Raw genomic sequence first — 16,706 nt, 5'->3', positions numbered from 1 at the left:
GGCGTACTCACAGTTCAGCCGCGCACGGCGACCTCACGATCGATGCGAGCCGACCAGTACACGGCCACGGCCCACAGAGCGATGAACAGCGCTGCGACGAAGAACATCGAGGTGAGCACGAAGCCGGAGGCCAGCAGCAGCCCCTGCACGACCCAGCCGATGATCACACCGGGACGCTTCTCACCGATCCGCCGCGGCAGCAGGATGACGGCGATGATGGCCAACACTGCGATGACCGAGGCACCGATGAGCAGCTGCGCCAGGGTCAGGGTCTGCGCTGACTTCACCGACAAGCCGAATGTCGTGAGCACGGCGAAGTAGACGACGACGAGCTCGCAGATGAGGATTGATCCGCAGAGAACGGGGTACTTCGATTTCATCGTTCCTCCCCTCGTCCGAGCAGCAGGCGCGCTTCGGCCACTGTGTAGATGGAGCCGGTGACGACGATCCCCGGACTCTTCGCATCGACGCTGTTGGCCAGGTCGATGGCTTTCATCAGAGCGGCATTGAGATCGGAGGCGACGATGACGGAATCCTCGTCGACCCATTCCCGCGCCGCCTCGGCGAGGTCGCCTGCCGGCAGCGCACGGGAGTTGAGATTCTCGCTGACGACGAACACATCTGCGCTGCGATGAAGCTCTTCGATGACACCGTCGCTGTCCTTGTCCGCCAGCATCGCCAGCACGATGACGACATAGTCGAAGTCGAACGCCTCGGCGAGGGTGTCGGCCAGCACATGCGCGGCATCCGTGTTATGGGCACCGTCGACGACGACGCTCGGTCCCGTGCGCAGGAGTTCCGCGCGGCCCGGTGACGTCACACGGGCCAGCCCCTCGGCCACCGTCTCCTGATTGAGCGGCTTGTCTTCGGCTCCCAGGAAGGCCTCGGCTGCGACGATCGCGACCGCGGCATTGTGGGCCTGGTGAATTCCGTGCAGCGGCAGGAACAGGTCGGAGTAGACGTCTCTGCGGCCCTGCACCGTGATGAGCTGACCGTCGACGGCCCGCTGCCGTTCGAGGAGACGGAAGTCCCGCTCCTCAGCGGCCAGCGGAACCTCACGGCGGGCGGCTTCCTCGTCGAGGACCGCCTGGGCGGCCTCGTCCTGGACAGCAGACACGGCAACAGGTTCGGGAGCCGGGCTGTCCTCGACGCTCCGATCGAGGATCCCAGCCTTGGTCGCGGCGATCTCCTCGATGGTGTCGCCGAGGAACGCCTGATGATCGAGACCGATCTTCGTGAACACGCACACCTGGGCATCGGCGACGTTCGTCGAATCCCATTGTCCGCCCATGCCGACCTCGGTTACGACGACATCGACCGGAGCATCGGCGAACACGGCGAAGGCCAGCACGGTCAGCGCTTCGAAGTAGGTGAGCTTCGCGCGTCCTTCGGCCTCGAGCTGGGCATCGACGATCTCGAGGTACGGGGCGATCTCGTCATAGATGCGCACGAAGGCGTGAGCGGACACGGGGGCGCCGTCCACGGAGATCCGTTCGGTCACCGAATGCAGGTGCGGACTGGTGAACCGGCCGACCCGGAGCTCATGAGCGGAGATGAGCGAATCGATCATCCGGGCCGTCGACGTCTTCCCATTCGTGCCCGTGATCGTGATCGTCGGGGCCGCAGTGTGGATATCGCCGAGGATCTCACACGCCCGCCGAGTCGCATCGAGGCGCAGCTCGACCTGCGTCTCCCCCGCCCGGGCCAACAGCAGGGCATAGACCCGGGCGAGCTCGGCCCGAGTGGCCTCATCGACGACCGGTCCGGGAAGAGGCTCCGAAGCTTCTTCGTCCACGCTCTGCGGTTCCATGTCGGAGGTGGGGTCCACGTCCGGGAGGGGCCCGTCGATCGGGGTGTTGTCCTCGGTCATGCCCGCTTCACCGCCAGACGGGTGCCGCCGGGGAGCTCTTCGGGGCTGAAGACCTCGGCATCGGCCGCGACCGGGCCGAAGTTCAGAGTGGTCGTCAGGGTCTCACCGGCGATGAGGTCGATGTGAGGCTCGAGCGCGGCGACCACCTCGGTGCCGGCTTCGACGGTCACGGCGATCCGGTCGGAGATGTCGAGATCGAGCTGCTTGCGGATGCCCTGGATGGCGCGCACGGCATCACGTGCCATGCCCTCGGCCTCGAGCTCGGGTGTGACCCGCGTGTCGAGGGCAAGGAAGCCGGAATCGAGAGCCGCGAGCTCCATGCCCTCGGTACCGGATTCGGCCACGGATTCGACGGTGTACTCCCCGTCGACGAGTTCGATTCCGCCGCTCACGACGGTGCCGTCGGTGACGGACCAGTCGCCGGACTTCGAAGCCTTGATGACCTGCTGGACCCGTTTGCCCAGACGGGGTCCGGCGGCACGGGCGTTGACGACGAGATTCTGTGACAGGGAGAATCCGGCGGCCTCCGCCTCGGCGACGTCGAGGACCTCGACGGTACGCACATTGAGCTCATCGGCGATGATCTCGGTGAAGTCGGAGCTCAGGTCCGTGTCGGTGGCGACGGTCAGCTGCGACAGCGGCAGGCGCACCCGCAGCTGGTTGGCCTTTCGCACCGAGGAGGCCGTTGAGCAGATATCGCGGGTGAGGTCCATCTCCGCGACGAGGTCGGCGTCGGCAGGGAACGCCTCGGCGTCCGGGTAGTCGGCCAGGTGCACCGACCGCTGCCCGGTCAGTCCGCGATAGATCTCTTCGACCGTGAACGGCAGCAGGGGTGCGGCCACACGGCAGAATGCCTCCAGGCAGGTATAGAACACGTCGAAGGACTCATGCGTGTCGGTGCCGCCGTCCCAGAACCGGCGACGCGAACGACGCACATACCAGTTCGTGAGCATGTCGAGGTAGCTGCGCACGAGTTCGCATGCCGCCCAGATGTCGAGGCCTTCCATCGCTTCGGCGAACTCGGTGATGAGGTCGTGCGTCTTGGCCAGGAGGTACCGGTCGAGGACCTGGGACGAGTCGTAGCGGGACTGTGCCTGATAGCCGGTCTTCTCCCCCGCTGGACCATCGGCCGCGTTGGAGTAGGTGGCGAAGAACTGCCATGTGTTCCACAGCGGGAGCACGACCTGACGGACACCGTCGCGGATGCCCTGTTCGGTGACGACGAGATTGCCGCCGCGCAGGATGGACGAAGCCATGAGGAACCAGCGCATGGCATCCGAGCCGTCGCGGTTGAAGACCTCGTTGACATCGGGGTAGTTGCGCAGGGACTTCGACATCTTCTGCCCGTCCGAGCCGAGCACGATGCCATGGGAGATGCAGTTCGTGAATGCGGGACGGTCGAAGATCGCTGTGGCCAGAACGTGCAGCAGGTAGAACCAGCCGCGGGTCTGTCCCACGTATTCGACGATGAAGTCGGCCGGGAAGTGGTTGTCGAACCATTCGGAGTTCTCGAACGGATAGTGCACCTGGGCGTAGCTCATCGAACCGGAGTCGAACCATACGTCGAAGATCTCCGGGATGCGCTGCATCACCGACTTTCCGGTGGGGTCATCCGGGTTCGGGCGGGTGAGGTCATCGACCCACGGGCGGTGGAGGTCGACGTCTCCGGAGTCGTTGCGCGGCAGACGTCCGAAGTCGGCTTCGATCTCGGCCAGGGAGCCGTAGACGTCGGTGCGCGGGTAGGCCGGATCGGAGGAGACCCACACGGGGATCGGCGAGCCCCAGAAGCGGTTGCGCGAGATCGACCAGTCGCGGGCGTTCTCGAGCCATTTGCCGAACTGTCCGTGCTTGACGTTGTCGGGCACCCAGTTGATCTGCTCGTTGAGTTCGACCATGCGGTCCTTGAACTCGGTGACGCGGACGAACCAGGAGGACACCGCACGGTAGATCAGCGGGTTCCGGCAGCGCCAGCAGTGCGGGTAGGAGTGCTCGTAGGATTCGTGGCGGACCAGCAGAGCACCCCGCGATTCCATCGGACCCGTGTGGTTGCGCAGGTCCTTGATGATCGCCTTGTTGGCGTCGAAGACCTGCTGGCCGGCATAGTCGGGAACGGTCGTATCAAAGCGACCGGCGTCGTCGACGGGACGGGCGGCGGTGATTCCGTAGGAGTCGGTGAGCTCCTTGTCCTCTTCACCGAAGGCGGGTGACTGGTGGACGATTCCCGTGCCGTCTTCGACGGTGACGAAGTCCGCGGCCAGGATCGTGTGCATGTTCTCGCCGAACTCCTCCTGACGGCCCTCGAAGTACGGGAACGGAGGTTCGTAGGATGCGCCGACGAGTTCGCTGCCGGGGAAGGTGCGCAGAACCTGCGGTTCGGCACCGAGTTCACGGGCATAGGCACCCAGGCGCGCCTCGGCGAGGATGAGGGTCTTGCCCTGAAGTTCTTCGGCTCCGTCTTCTCCGGGGATCACTGCGACGAGCGGGATCTCCGGGTTGACGGCCACGGCCTGGTTCGACGGAACCGTCCACGGGGTCGTCGTCCAGATGAGGACCCACTCGTCTGAGTCCTTGAGTTTGTATCCGAGGGTCACGGCCGGATCCTGACGCATCTTGTACACGTCGTCGTCCATGCGCAGCTCATGGTTCGACAGAGGCGTCTCGTCCTTCCAGCAGTACGGAAGCACGCGGTAGCCCTCGTAGACGAGCCCTTTGTCCCAGAGCTGTTTGAACGCCCAGATGACGCTTTCCATGTATTCGACGTTGAGCGTCTTGTAGTCGTTGTCGAAGTCGACCCACCGGCCCTGACGGGTCACATATTCTTCCCATTCCTGGGTGTAGCGCAGCACCGAGGAGCGGCAGGCGTCGTTGAATGCGGCCAGTCCCATGCGGCCGATCTCGGACTTGTCGGTGATACCCAGCTGACGTTCGGCTTCGAGCTCGGCCGGCAGGCCATGGGTGTCCCAGCCGAAGCGGCGGTCGACCTTCTTGCCGCGCATCGTCTGGAAGCGCGGGACGACATCCTTGACGTAGCCGGTGAGCAGGTGTCCGTAGTGGGGCAGGCCGTTGGCGAAGGGAGGGCCGTCGTAGAAGACGAATTCGTTCTCGCCGTTCTCGCCGGCATCGCGCTGGGCGATCGACGCCTTGAAGGTGTCGTCCTCCTGCCAGTAGCGCAGCACAGCGTCTTCGATGGCAGGGAAGTTCGGGGACGACGAGAGTCCGAAGGTCGAGGTCGAAACCTTGGGATAGAGAGGCTGAGTCATGAGCGTCCTTCTGGGTCACTGCGGTCACTGTCACGAGGACGACAGTCTGCCGCGGTACCACCTCGCTTATCCGCAGTCCGACCTGTTCAGGTCGGTCAGCGGATCGCTCATTCACTCAGACGATGACGGGTCCACCCGTCCGGGTCTACTGAGAACGCAGCGTTTCGAACGCTTGTTCCGTTCTTCCGGATGCTCCCCGGTGATAGCCGGATCGACGCAAGACAATCGTATACCGTCGACTCCGCCCGAGACCACTCGGCGGCGCGGGGGATCTCCCTCGCCGAGGCGGCCCCGGTCAGGAGCCGTGGGTGCTCACAGTCCCCGGTTGCGGGCGACCTTGTGCTGAGCGGCCTGGGCGATCGGTCGGATGACCATGAGATCGACGTTGAAATGGTGGGGCCGGGTGAGCGTGTAGACGACGGCGTCGGCGACGTCGTCCGCGGTCAGCGGGTTCTCGACGCCTTCGTAGACCTTCGCAGCCTTCGACTCATCACCACCGACGCGCTTGAAGGTGAACTCGTCGGTAGCGACCATTCCTGGTGCGATCTCGATGACGCGCACGGGTTCGCCGGCGAGCTCGAGGCGCAGGGTCGCTGCCATCGAATGGGTGCCGTGCTTCGCAGCGACGTAGCCACCGCCGCCTTCATAGGCCTGATGGCCCGCGGTCGAGGACATGACGACGATGTCCCCGCGACCGGAATCGATGAGGGCCGGAAGCAGTGCCTTGACGACGCGCAGGGCGCCGAGGACGTTGATGTCGAACATGTCCCGCCACCCGTCGACCGATGCCTCGGCGACGGTGTCGGTTCCGAAGGCGGCACCAGCATTGGCCACGAGGGAATGGACGACTCCGCCGGCGAGCACCTGTTCGGCCATGGACGCCACAGCGGCGTCATCGGTGAGGTCGGCGACGATGTATTCGGCTCCGGTCTCCTCGGCGAGGGCCTTGAGTTTGTCCTCACGGCGGGCCACGGCGACGACGTCCCAGCCCTGCTCGCGCAGCTGTCGGACCGTGGCCGCACCGATTCCGGAACTGGCTCCTGTGACTACTGCTCTGAGCTTTTCCATCTGTGTTCTCCTCTGTCGGGTCTGTCGGCGGGTTTGAGTCTGGATTCCGGAAGCGGGGTTCTCCTGTTCGGGTCACAGTCTACGGAGTCGGCTCTCGGCCGCGAGCGGCGTCTTCTGAGCCGAGGTGGGTCTCGATCGGTCGGCTCCGGGCGGGATCGGACGGAGCCGCTTCTTCCGGGGTCGTCGTGACGGTCGGGGATCCCTTCGCCCCAGGTCGGTGTTTCTTCACGCTCGGTCGAGTATGCGGGTTGCGGGGCCCGCCTTCGCCGAAGACGGCACGGAAGCCGGGGACCTTCACCGCCACCCAGGTGATGGCGGCGCAGATGATCGCATAGGCGATCGGCATGATCACGGCGTGGAGAAGAACGCCTGGCACGGTGTCCGGAAGGCCCATGGCATTGCGCACCGGGTAGAGCAGGAGCGGATGGAGGAGGAACACACCAAAGGAATACGGGTAGAAACGATGCAGCAGTCCGAAACCTTCGCGCAGATGGAAATGCAGGAGGAGGTAGGCGGCTATGGAAGCGAGGACGACTCCTGGGGCGAGATACTCGTACGGGAACATCCACGGTTTCTCACCCGGTCCCAGACCGGCCCAGACCGCGGTTCCGGCGACCGCGATGATGAAGCTGACCCACGCCAGGACTGCGCCTCTGACCGAGAGCACGATATCGCGCAGCACCCAGCCGAGGATGTAGAAACCGGCCATCGGCAGGAACCGGGTGGCGATATTGGCTTCGCCGACGTCGAAGACCATCGACACCCACTGGTCGGCCATGCCGATGCCGAGGAAGATCAGACCGGTCCCCCACTGCAGACGGCGGGACCCGTGCACGCTCAGCAGGCGGAAGAACGGAGTGAGCAGGGTCAGACCGGCAAGGACGTAGAGGAAGTAGAGCTGAACGAAGGGCGATCCGGTGAGGATCGCAATGCCCGGGTTCCAGGTGTCATCGTCGGGCTGCAGGTAGTAGCGGCGGAACAGAACGTACACGACTGTCCAGAACACGAGGGGGATGCCGATTCGCCAGACACGTTTGGACAGGAACTTCCGCGGTTTGCCGCCCCGGTCGGGGTCGAGGGCCAGAGCCCCGGAGATCATGATGAACACGGGCACCGACCACCGGCAGGCGGAGTCGATGGTGTTGGCCAGCCACCAGTCGGGCCCCATACTCGCGAAGTTCTCTTCGACGACGGTGCCCAGGGAATGGATGGCTACGACGGCGATGATCGCGATCGCACGTGCCGGATTCATCCAGGCGGTCGACGTGGGCGGCGGATTCTCTGCCGGAATTCGGTCCAAGGGCGCCATGTGTCCATGATGTCATTGCCCGCGGCTCAGGCGACTCACTGCGCCTTCAGGGTGTGAGCCGTCCCACGCTGTCGGACTGGGCAGTCGAGGCGCGAGTGCTGCACTCAAGCTCCGGGCGAGTGCTGCACTCGAGCTCCGGTGGGACTTCGCGCGGCCACGGGCGCGAACCGGTTTGGCCGATCGCGAACCGGGTGAGAAAATCAGCAATTATGAACACACCTGCCTTTTCGGACTCGACGCACGAGTCAGTGAACCTTCCTGACAAGCCGGCCCTCGAGGGGCTGCGGGACAAATGGGACGCCGCGTGGAGCGAGCAGAACGTCTACGCCTTCGACGTCGACACCGATCGCGAGCAGGTCTACTCGATCGACACTCCCCCGCCGACCGCCTCGGGGTCGCTGCATGTCGGACACGTGTTCTCCTACACCCAGACCGACATCATCGCCCGCTATCAGCGGATGACCGGCAAGAACGTGTTCTATCCTCTCGGCTGGGACGACAACGGCCTGCCGACCGAACGTCGCGTGCAGAACTACTACGGAGTCACCTGCGATCCCGGCCAGCCCTACGACCCGGACTTCCAGCCGCCGGAGAAGGCGCCGAAGAATTCGCGCGACTTCGTCAAGGTCTCCCGCCAGAACTTCATCGAACTGTGCGAGAAGCTCTCCGCCGAGGACGAGAAGGTGTTCGAAGACCTCTTCCGATCCACCGGACTGTCCGTGGATTGGAAGTACACCTACCGCACGATCGATGACGATTCGCGTGCGGTGAGCCAGCGGGCCTTCCTCACCGATCTGAAGAACGGGCATGCCTATTCGCAGGACGCCCCGACCATGTGGGACGTCACCTTCGGCACTGCTGTGGCTCAGGCCGAACTCGAGGATCGTGAGCGCGAAGGCGCGTACCACAAGGTGAAGTTCTTCCCCGAGGGCGCTGATGGCCAGGCCGACACCTCGGCGGAACCGATCATCATCCTCACCTCGCGTCCGGAGCTCATTCCCGCTGTCGTGGCGCTCGTCGCCCATCCCGATGACGAACGCTACGCCTCCCTGTTCGGCACGAATGTCGTTTCGCCGCTCTTCGGTGTCAGCGTCGAGATCCGCGCCCATGAGCTTGCGAAGTCCGATAAGGGCACCGGCATCGCTATGGTCTGCACCTTCGGCGACCTCACCGACGTCACGTGGTGGCGTGAACTCGATCTGCCGACCCGTGCGGTGATCAACCGCGGCGGCCGCCTCAACCTCGAGGTGCCCGAGTGGATCGCGAACTCACCGAAGTCCGATGCTGTGGCCAACTATGAGGCACTGGCAGGAAAGACGACGTTCTCTGCGCGCAAGGACATTGCGCAGATGCTCATCGACTCCGGTGACCTCATCGGTGAGATCGAGCCGATCACGCATCCGGTCCCGTTCTACGAAAAGGGCGACAAGCCGCTCGAGGTCGTCACCAGCCGTCAGTGGTACATCCGCAACGGCGGGCGGTCGGCCGAGCTGCGGGATGCGCTCATCGCCCGCGGTCGCGAGATCGAATGGCATCCGGCGTACATGCGCTCCCGCTATGAGAACTGGGTGGAGAACCTCAACGGCGACTGGCTTGTCTCCCGGCAGAGGTTCTTCGGTGTCCCGATTCCTCTGTGGTACCGCCTCGACGCTGATGGCCAGCCCGATTACGATGACCCGATCGTGCCCGAGTCGCTTCCGTGTGACCCCATCGCCGAGGCTCCTGCCGGCTTCACCGACGACCAGCGTGATGTGCCCGGCGGATTCACCGCAGACCCGGATGTCCTCGACACCTGGGCCACGTCGTCGCTGACGCCGCAGCTGCTCGGCGGCTGGTCGCGTGACGAGGAGTTCTTCGACAAGGTCTTCCCCTTCGACCTGCGTCCACAGGGACACGACATCATCCGCACTTGGCTGTTCTCCACCGTGGTCCGGGCGAACTCGCTCAACGATGCGGCACCGTGGAAGCATGCCGGCCTGTCGGGGTGGATCCTCGATCCGGACCGGAAGAAGATGTCGAAGTCCAAGGGCAATGTCGTGGTTCCGTCGGACATCCTCGGCGAGGCGAAGCCGGGATTCGGTCCTGACGCGGTCCGCTACTGGGCGGCCAGCGCGAAACTCGGTGCGGACACCGCTTATGACGTCACGCAGATGCAGATCGGCCGTCGGCTGGCGATGAAGCTGCTCAACGCATCGAAGTTCGCTCTGGCACAGGGAGTGCATGCCGGTCTCATCGGTCAGCTCGGCGCCGTCACCCACGATCTCGATCGGGCCCTGCTGGCGAAGCTTGCCGAGGTCGTCGAGCAGGCCGGGAAGCATATGGCCGCTTACGACTATTCTCATGCACTGCGTGTGACCGAGAGCTTCTTCTGGGAGTTCACCGATGACTATGTCGAGCTCGTCAAGGACCGTTCCTACGGCTCGTCGGGATCAGATGATCAGCTGTCGGCGCACGTCACCTTGGCTGCTGCTCTGGATGTCCTGCTGCGTCTGTTCGCTCCGTTCACTCCGTTCGTCACCGAAGAGGTCTGGTCCTGGTGGCGCACCGGTTCGGTCCACCGTGCGCCGTGGCCGGCAGATGAGGCGCTGAGCCATCCGGAATCGTCCGTCGATCCCGAGCTGCTGGCCTCGGTGGCAGCCGCACTGACCGAGATCCGCCGCACGAAAACCGAGGCCAAGGTATCGCAGAAGACCGAGGTCGCTTCCGTGACCATTCAGGCGCCGGACGCCGTCGTCTCCGCGATCACGGCGGCTGAAAGCGACCTCAAGGCCGCGGGCCGTATCAAGTCCCTGAGCACCGAGGAAGCCGGCGAGGAGATCACCATTGCCTCGATCGACTTCGTCGACCAGGACTGAGCCGAACACCAGCCGGCCCTAACTGCCAGCCAGAGCAGCCTCCGACCCCACCGGGTGAACTGGAGAGACCCGAGCTGGTCCCGCAGAGGCCTGCGACATCCGTTCCTCCGCAGCGCCGGAGCAGCGGATGCCGTGGGGCTCTGTTCATGTTCCGGAACGGATACACGAAATGACCGGGGTCTGCGTTCTCTCCGCCGTACTATGGTTATCGACCACTGAAGAAACACCGAAGTCCTCCCTGAACGAAAGGTCCCCAGAACCGTGAGAAGCGAACTCTTTTCCAAGCGCAACGCCGAAGTCCAGAACCAAGAGCGGTGGACGCTCCAGTCGAACAAGATGCTGCGTTCGGTGGTCACGCCGAACGCACCGATGATCGCCACCAAGGGCGCGATGGTCGCCTATCAGGGAGATGTCCGCTTCACCCACCAGGGGTCGAAGTCGGTCGGCCAGTTCATGAAGAAGGCAGCCACCGGCGAGGGCGGAAACGTCATGCGAGTCGAGGGACACGGGGAAGTGTTCTTCGCCAGGGAGGCCTCGAACATCTTCATGATGGCGCTCGAAGGTCCGCAGGACGCACTGACCGTCAACACCGCGAATCTGCTCGCCTTCGACGACGTGCTCAGCTGGGAGATCAAACGCATCAAGGGCGGTGTCGGTGCGATGGTCAGCGGTTCGGGACTGTTCAACCTCGAACTTGCCGGACAGGGCACTGCCGCCATCTGCTGCAAGGGTGAGCCCATGGTCCTCGACTGCTCGCAGCAGCCGACCTTCGTCGATCCGCAGGCCGCCGTCTGCTGGTCGTCGGCGCTGGCCCCGCAGATCAAGACCGACGTCAGCGTCGGCACATTCTTCGGTCGCGGCTCCGGTGAGTCCGTGCAGCTGGCATTCCACGGCCCCGGATTCGTCGTCGTCCAGCCCGCAGAGAACGCCGTCTACTCGGCCACCACCAGCTGACCCACCTGACGACCGTCCGCAGCATCACTACGCTGACGCACCCCCGACCTGCTGCTTCGGCAGCGAGTCGGGGGTGTCGTCGTCTCCCCCGCGCTTCTCCCCATGTCGCCGCATCGGGCGTCCCCTCACCCGTCGTCACTCAACGTCTTGGTGCACGACGCTATTTCGGCAGGACGGGTGAGGGAATCGCCAACACCGGGGCCGTATGCCACCGGCGCGGTGGTGTGAGAGCAACGGTGAGAGATACGAGAGTACTGGGGCGTCATGGCTCTTGCAATCCGGTGTGAGAGCGACGCGGCAGGCTGCGCGACAATACCCGAAAACTCGGATATGTCGGGTTATCTTGACATGTCGGAGAAACCCGACATACGCTCGTTCGTGTGAATTCCGATGTCTTCTCGGCCGTAGCCAACGACACCCGGCGATCGATCCTCGAGGCGGTGCGCACAAAACCGCGTTCGGTGTCCGAGCTGACCGCCCTGTTCGAGCTCAGTCGTCCAGCGGTCTCCGAGCACCTGCGAATACTCCGGCACACCGGCTTGGTCCGTGAGGAGCCACAGGGTCAGAAGCGCATCTATCACCTCGAGGCCGCACCGTTCGCCGAACTCGCGAACTGGCTCCATCCTTTCGAACGGTACTGGCGCGACCGCCTCGACGATCTGTCGCTGGCACTGGACGAACTCGAGGAATCGGAACCCGCAGACAACCGCAGCACAGACTAGGACACAGCTCATGACCGACGAACGCACGATCGAAATCGACCAGTTCCTCTCCCACTCCCCTGCCACCGTCTGGCGGGCGCTCACAGAGCCGGATGTCATGGCACGGTGGTGGGCTTCCGGCGACATCGCCCCTGTCGTCGGACATTCTTTCACTCTCGACATGGGCGGATTCGGGAAACAGCCGTGCACGGTCACCCGAGTCGATTCGCAGTGCCTCCTCGCCTATACGTTTTCCGAGGGCACGCTGGATTCGACGCTGACGTGGACCCTCGTGCCCGAAGGCACGGGCACCCGACTCTTTATGGCTCATTCGGGGCTCGACGTCGACACTCCACTGGGCCGGCAGGCGTTCAAGGGCATGGGCTCGGGGTGGCCGGGGATATTGGCCGGAATGGAGCAGGCCCTCCGGAGCGACGACTCGCGCTGATTCAGCGACGACTCGTAGTACGAGCTCGGTCGAACGTCAGGTCTACTCGATTGATCAGGCAGTGGGGACAGTGTGCTCGTGGCCGCCGCGTTCGACCCGGTATTTCCGGAAGGTCGGAAAGGCCACTGCACAGGCGAGCACGAGAACGATGACGGCGATGCCGCCACCCGCCGAGGCGACCGTGGTGTCTGTGACGGCCGCGACGGAGCCGTGGAGGACGTCCGCGATACGAGGTCCGCCGGCGACGACGACGATGAACACTCCCTGCATCCGACCGCGCATGGCATCGGTTGCGGCTTCCTGGAGCATCGTCTGCCGAAAGGCGCCGGACACGATATCGGCTCCGCCGCCGACCGCCATCGCGGCCAAGGCGACGACGAGCGCGGTCAGCCAGAACCCAGCCGCCAGCTCAAGAGACAGTCCGAACACCGTCATTGCCGCACCCCAGACGACGATGGCGACGATGACGGCCAGCCCCTGGCGCTCCACACGTGAGACCCACCCGGAGAAGATCCCGGCCAATGCGCTTCCGCCGGCCAGCGCAGCGAAGAGCAGCGAGAAGACGATGCCGCCCTCGGGCGGACCGCCGAAGGTCTCCGCGGCTATCTGCGGGAACAGTGCCCGCGGCATTCCGAAGACCATTGCAATGATGTCCACCAGCAGAGAGACCATGACGACGGTGTTCGTCCGCAGATACCGGAATCCGTCGACGATGCCTTTGAATCCAGACCGTGTATCGGGCTGTTTCTGCGGCGGCAGCGACGGCAGTCGGATCACTGCATAGAGCGTAGCGAACAGGAACACGGCATCGATGACGTAGAGCAGCTGGTACCCGAACAGAGGGATCAGCGCTCCGCCGACGACAGGGCCGACGACGGCGCCCAATGTCATCACGGTCATGTTCAGCGAGTTCGCCGCGGGCAGCAGGCCGAGCGGGATGATCGAGGGCAGCAGAGCTCCCCTCGCCGGCTGGTTCAGACCGAAGAATGCCTGCTGCATCGAAAACACCGACAGCAACAGCCAGACATTGTCGATGCTGAGCACCGCGATGAGAGCAAGTATCGCGCTCGTGACGATCAGACCGACCGTCGAGATCACGAGCAGTCTGCGTCGATCAACGACATCGGCCAGCGACCCGCCCCACAGTCCGAAGACGATGAGCGGAACCAGCCCGAATGCACCCGCGAGCCCGACGTACCCGGACGACCCGGTGATGTGGAAGATCTGTGCGGGTATCGCCACAACAGTCATCTGCGCACCGATGACGGTGACGATATTGGCCACCCACAGTCGTCGGAACGACGCGTAGCGCAGTGGGCGTGTGTCGGCCAGGAGTCTCATGCGCTAAGAGACTCAGGCAGACTTCTTATTCGTCCTGTTCCGTGACTTAGGCACGAGGGTCGGGGCGACATTGGATTCGACGACGTCCTTGGTCACGACCACCTCGGCGATGTCTTCGCGTGAAGGCACATCGAACATGACCGGCTGCAGGACCTCTTCCATGATCGAGCGCAGGCCTCGAGCGCCCGTACCGCGCAGCAGAGCGAGGTCGGCGATGGCCTCAAGTGCCTCAGTCTCGAACGTCAGAGAGACATTGTCGAACTCGAACATCCGCTGGTACTGCTTGACCAAGGCGTTCTTCGGTTCCGTGAGGATCGACATCAGCGCAGCCCGGTCGAGGTTGGATACGGTGGCCAGCACCGGCAGGCGGCCGATGAACTCGGGAATGAGACCGAACTTGAGCAGATCTTCGGGAAGGATATCCGCGTAGAGGTCCTCTTCGTCGTTCTTCGACTGCAGCAGGGCACCGAAGCCGATGCCGTGCTTGCCCTTGCGGCCGGCGACGATCTCCTCCATCCCGGCGAAAGCGCCGGCGACGATGAAGAGCACATTGGTCGTGTCGATCTGCAGGAAGTCCTGGTGCGGGTGTTTGCGCCCGCCCTGCGGCGGCACCGACGCCTGGGTGCCTTCGAGGATCTTCAGCAGTGCCTGCTGCACGCCCTCACCGGACACGTCACGGGTGATCGACGGGTTCTCCGACTTGCGAGCGATCTTATCGATCTCGTCGATATAGATGATTCCGTGCTCGGCACGCTGAATATCGAACTCCGCGGCCTGAATGAGTTTGAGCAGGATGTTCTCGACGTCTTCGCCGACGTAGCCGGCTTCGGTCAGCGCGGTGGCATCGGCGACCGCGAATGGGACATTGAGACGCTTGGCCAGCGACTGGGCGAGGTAGGTCTTTCCCGAGCCGGTGGGACCGACGAGCAGAATGTTCGACTTCGCGATCTCAACTTCGGAATCGTCGGAACCGAGGGTCTTCTCATCACCGGACTGCAGCGATCGGATGCGCTTGTAGTGGTTGTAGACGGCTACCGACAGTGCCTTCTTCGCCGGTTCCTGACCGACTACGTACTCCTGGAGGAAGTCGAAGATCTCACGAGGTTTGGGCAGCTCGAGTTCGGCCTGCTCCGGACTGGATTCGCTGAGCTCCTCTTCGATGATCTCATTGCACAATCCGATGCATTCATCGCAGATGTAAACACCAGGTCCGGCGATGAGTTTCCGAACCTGCTTCTGAGACTTCCCACAGAAGTTGCATTTGAGCAGGTCTGCTCCGTCCGCACTGCGAGCCACTGTCACAACCTTTCGCCAGGACGCTTGGCCCCAACTCTACCGCTCGTGTTTCCTGTACCTCAATAGCTTCCCATACGTGGCTGACACGAGCCCCCAGCCACGACTCGGTGTGTCGGCGGAAGGAACCCAGAACGGGTCCGCCCGATCGAAATCGCACGAACCCGTTCTCAGTGTTTCCCTGTCCTCCGACAGGTGATCAGCTCACGTTCTTGCGCGAAGAGAGCACCTGGTCGACCAGACCGTAGTCCTTGGCCTGTTCGGCCGTGAGGAAGAGGTCGCGTTCGATGTCGTTCGAGACCTGTGCGGCCTCCTTGTTCGAGTGCTTGGCCAGAGTGCCCTCGAGCCATTCGCGCATCCGCAGCACCTCAGCGGCCTGGATCTCGAGGTCAGAGGCCTGACCCTGCCCCTGCCCCTGCATCGCGGGCTGGTGGATGAGCACTCGCGCGTTCGGCAGAGCCAGACGCTTGCCGGGAGTGCCGGCGGCCAGCAGCACGGCGGCTGCGGAGGCGGCCTGGCCGAGGCAGACGGTCTGGATCTCCGGCTTGATGTACTGCATCGTGTCGTAGATGGCCGTCATCGCCGTGAACGACCCACCCGGCGAGTTGATGTAGAGAGTGATGTCGCGGTCAGGATCCTGCGATTCGAGGACGAGCAGCTGAGCCATGACATCGTCCGCGGAGGTGTCATCGACCTGCGCGCCGAGGAATACGACACGGTCGTCGAAGAGCTTGGTGTAGGGATCCTGGCGCTTGAAGCCATAGGGTGTGCGCTCTTCGAACTGCGGCATCACATAACGCGACTGCGGCATGTTCGACGCCGTCGAACCCGGCATAAAATTCATTGAATTCATTCTTCCCTCACTCCTGCTCAGTTGTTCTCGACGTCGGACGCGCGGGTGACCATCTTGTCGATGAAGCCGTATTCGAGCGCCTCTTCGGCGGTGAACCAGTGGTCACGGTCGTTGTCCTGGAGGATCTGCTCGAGCGACTTCCCGGTCTGCTGAGCGGTCAGTTCGGCCATCTGCTTCTTCATGTGCAGGATCAGCTCGGCCTGGATCTTGATATCGGTGGCCGTGCCGCCGATGCCGCCCAGCGGCTGGTGCATGAGGATGCGGGCATGCGGGGTGGCGTAGCGCTTGCCCGGGGTGCCCGAGGAGAGCAGGAACTGTCCCATCGAGGCGGCCATGCCCATGGCCACGGTGGAGACGTCGGGTTTGATGTACTGCATCGTGTCGTAGATGGCCATACCGGCGGTGACGGAGCCGCCGGGCGAGTTGATGTAGAGCGAGATGTCCGCTTCGGGATCTTCGGCGGCCAGCAGCATCATCTGCGCGCAGATGGCGTTGGCGTTGTCGTCACGCACTTCCGAACCGAGCCAGATGATGCGCTCTTTGAGAAGACGATTGAAGATGTGGTCGTCCAGACCCATTCCCCCACCGGCGTCGAGGCCGACGGGAGCTGTCATGTCGTATGCGCTCACGTTTCACTCCTGTGTTCTGTGGATGGCTTGTTATGGACTCTAACCGCTCTCCCCCAGGTTTTAGTCCGCGGCGAGGCCTGTGTTCGCCCTCAGCGTGATCGGGACCTGCGCAGATGCGAAGACGG

At 63.7% G+C, this 16,706-nt stretch carries 13 protein-coding genes; 4 read left to right on the top strand and 9 right to left on the bottom strand.

All coding sequences use genetic code 11. The annotated features are described in order from the left end of the window. Window positions 1-14: 14 nt before the first annotated feature. The 5 genes from D3I60_RS13620 to D3I60_RS13600 all read right to left on the bottom strand — a co-directional run bounded on the left by D3I60_RS13620 (window position 15) and on the right by D3I60_RS13600 (window position 7,507). On the bottom strand, window positions 15-380 hold the full coding sequence (locus D3I60_RS13620; protein ID WP_262776826.1) for a DUF4233 domain-containing protein: 366 nt from the start codon (window positions 378-380) through the stop codon (window positions 15-17). Then, window positions 377-1,870, bottom strand: coding sequence for a bifunctional folylpolyglutamate synthase/dihydrofolate synthase (locus tag D3I60_RS13615; protein WP_262776825.1), 1,494 nt, complete (start codon window positions 1,868-1,870; stop codon window positions 377-379). Before D3I60_RS13615 ends, D3I60_RS13620 begins: the two co-directional genes overlap by 4 nt. Continuing rightward, on the bottom strand, window positions 1,867-5,130 hold the full coding sequence (gene ileS, locus D3I60_RS13610; protein ID WP_262776824.1) for an isoleucine--tRNA ligase: 3,264 nt from the start codon (window positions 5,128-5,130) through the stop codon (window positions 1,867-1,869). Before ileS ends, D3I60_RS13615 begins: the two co-directional genes overlap by 4 nt. Window positions 5,131-5,442: 312 nt before the next feature. Continuing rightward, on the bottom strand, window positions 5,443-6,198 hold the full coding sequence (locus D3I60_RS13605; protein WP_262776823.1) for an SDR family oxidoreductase: 756 nt from the start codon (window positions 6,196-6,198) through the stop codon (window positions 5,443-5,445). Between the two features lie 79 nt (window positions 6,199-6,277). Beyond that, the gene (locus tag D3I60_RS13600; protein WP_262776822.1) at window positions 6,278-7,507 is read right to left on the bottom strand and encodes an acyltransferase; all 1,230 of its coding nucleotides are present in this window, start codon (window positions 7,505-7,507) and stop codon (window positions 6,278-6,280) included. A gap of 209 nt (window positions 7,508-7,716) precedes the next feature. Between D3I60_RS13600 and valS the strand changes: the two genes are divergently transcribed. The 4 genes from valS to D3I60_RS13580 all read left to right on the top strand — a co-directional run bounded on the left by valS (window position 7,717) and on the right by D3I60_RS13580 (window position 12,465). Beyond that, window positions 7,717-10,362 carry a valine--tRNA ligase gene (gene valS / locus D3I60_RS13595; protein WP_262776821.1) on the top strand — a complete coding sequence of 882 codons (2,646 nt, stop codon included), beginning with the start codon at window positions 7,717-7,719 and terminating at the stop codon, window positions 10,360-10,362. A 261-nt stretch (window positions 10,363-10,623) separates the two neighbouring features. Continuing rightward, complete coding sequence (locus D3I60_RS13590; RefSeq protein ID WP_262776820.1) at window positions 10,624-11,316, top strand: AIM24 family protein; 693 nt, start codon at window positions 10,624-10,626, stop codon at window positions 11,314-11,316. 380 nt (window positions 11,317-11,696) lie between these two features. Next, on the top strand, window positions 11,697-12,038 hold the full coding sequence (locus D3I60_RS13585; protein ID WP_262776819.1) for an ArsR/SmtB family transcription factor: 342 nt from the start codon (window positions 11,697-11,699) through the stop codon (window positions 12,036-12,038). Window positions 12,039-12,048: 10 nt separating this feature from the next. Then, complete coding sequence (locus D3I60_RS13580; RefSeq protein ID WP_262776818.1) at window positions 12,049-12,465, top strand: SRPBCC family protein; 417 nt, start codon at window positions 12,049-12,051, stop codon at window positions 12,463-12,465. Between the two features lie 54 nt (window positions 12,466-12,519). Here the strand turns inward: D3I60_RS13580 and D3I60_RS13575 are convergent, their stop codons facing one another. From D3I60_RS13575 to D3I60_RS13560, 4 genes are all read right to left on the bottom strand, one after another. After that, complete coding sequence (locus D3I60_RS13575) at window positions 12,520-13,806, bottom strand: MFS transporter (RefSeq protein WP_262776817.1); 1,287 nt, start codon at window positions 13,804-13,806, stop codon at window positions 12,520-12,522. A 12-nt stretch (window positions 13,807-13,818) separates the two neighbouring features. Beyond that, a complete protein-coding gene (gene clpX / locus D3I60_RS13570; protein WP_262776816.1) occupies window positions 13,819-15,102 on the bottom strand; it encodes an ATP-dependent Clp protease ATP-binding subunit ClpX in 1,284 nt (427 codons plus the stop codon). Window positions 15,103-15,298: 196 nt separating this feature from the next. Further along, entirely contained in the window at window positions 15,299-15,943 is a 645-nt protein-coding gene (locus D3I60_RS13565; protein ID WP_262776815.1) for an ATP-dependent Clp protease proteolytic subunit, read from the bottom strand. A gap of 26 nt (window positions 15,944-15,969) precedes the next feature. Further along, complete coding sequence (locus D3I60_RS13560; protein ID WP_101545567.1) at window positions 15,970-16,566, bottom strand: ATP-dependent Clp protease proteolytic subunit; 597 nt, start codon at window positions 16,564-16,566, stop codon at window positions 15,970-15,972. Window positions 16,567-16,706: the final 140 nt, after the last annotated feature.

Origin of the sequence: Brevibacterium permense (assembly GCF_025506275.1) — a bacterium.
GTDB classification, from domain to species: domain Bacteria; phylum Actinomycetota; class Actinomycetes; order Actinomycetales; family Brevibacteriaceae; genus Brevibacterium; species Brevibacterium permense_A.
Note: the sequence above shows the minus strand (reverse complement) of the source record. Positions and strands in the feature narration are given on the sequence as shown.

Bases quoted from the DNA above. Each gene is read 5' to 3' on its own strand.
- D3I60_RS13620 (WP_262776826.1), bottom strand. From the start codon at position 380: ATGAAATCGAAGTACCCCGTTCTCTGCGGATCAATCCTCATCTGCGAG.
- D3I60_RS13615 (WP_262776825.1), bottom strand. From the start codon at position 1,870: ATGACCGAGGACAACACCCCGATCGACGGGCCCCTCCCGGACGTGGAC.
- ileS (WP_262776824.1), bottom strand. From the start codon at position 5,130: ATGACTCAGCCTCTCTATCCCAAGGTTTCGACCTCGACCTTCGGACTC.
- D3I60_RS13605 (WP_262776823.1), bottom strand. From the start codon at position 6,198: ATGGAAAAGCTCAGAGCAGTAGTCACAGGAGCCAGTTCCGGAATCGGT.
- D3I60_RS13600 (WP_262776822.1), bottom strand. From the start codon at position 7,507: ATGGCGCCCTTGGACCGAATTCCGGCAGAGAATCCGCCGCCCACGTCG.
- valS (WP_262776821.1), top strand. From the start codon at position 7,717: ATGAACACACCTGCCTTTTCGGACTCGACGCACGAGTCAGTGAACCTT.
- D3I60_RS13580 (WP_262776818.1), top strand. From the start codon at position 12,049: ATGACCGACGAACGCACGATCGAAATCGACCAGTTCCTCTCCCACTCC.
- D3I60_RS13575 (WP_262776817.1), bottom strand. From the start codon at position 13,806: ATGAGACTCCTGGCCGACACACGCCCACTGCGCTACGCGTCGTTCCGA.
- D3I60_RS13565 (WP_262776815.1), bottom strand. From the start codon at position 15,943: ATGAATTTTATGCCGGGTTCGACGGCGTCGAACATGCCGCAGTCGCGT.
- D3I60_RS13560 (WP_101545567.1), bottom strand. From the start codon at position 16,566: ATGACAGCTCCCGTCGGCCTCGACGCCGGTGGGGGAATGGGTCTGGAC.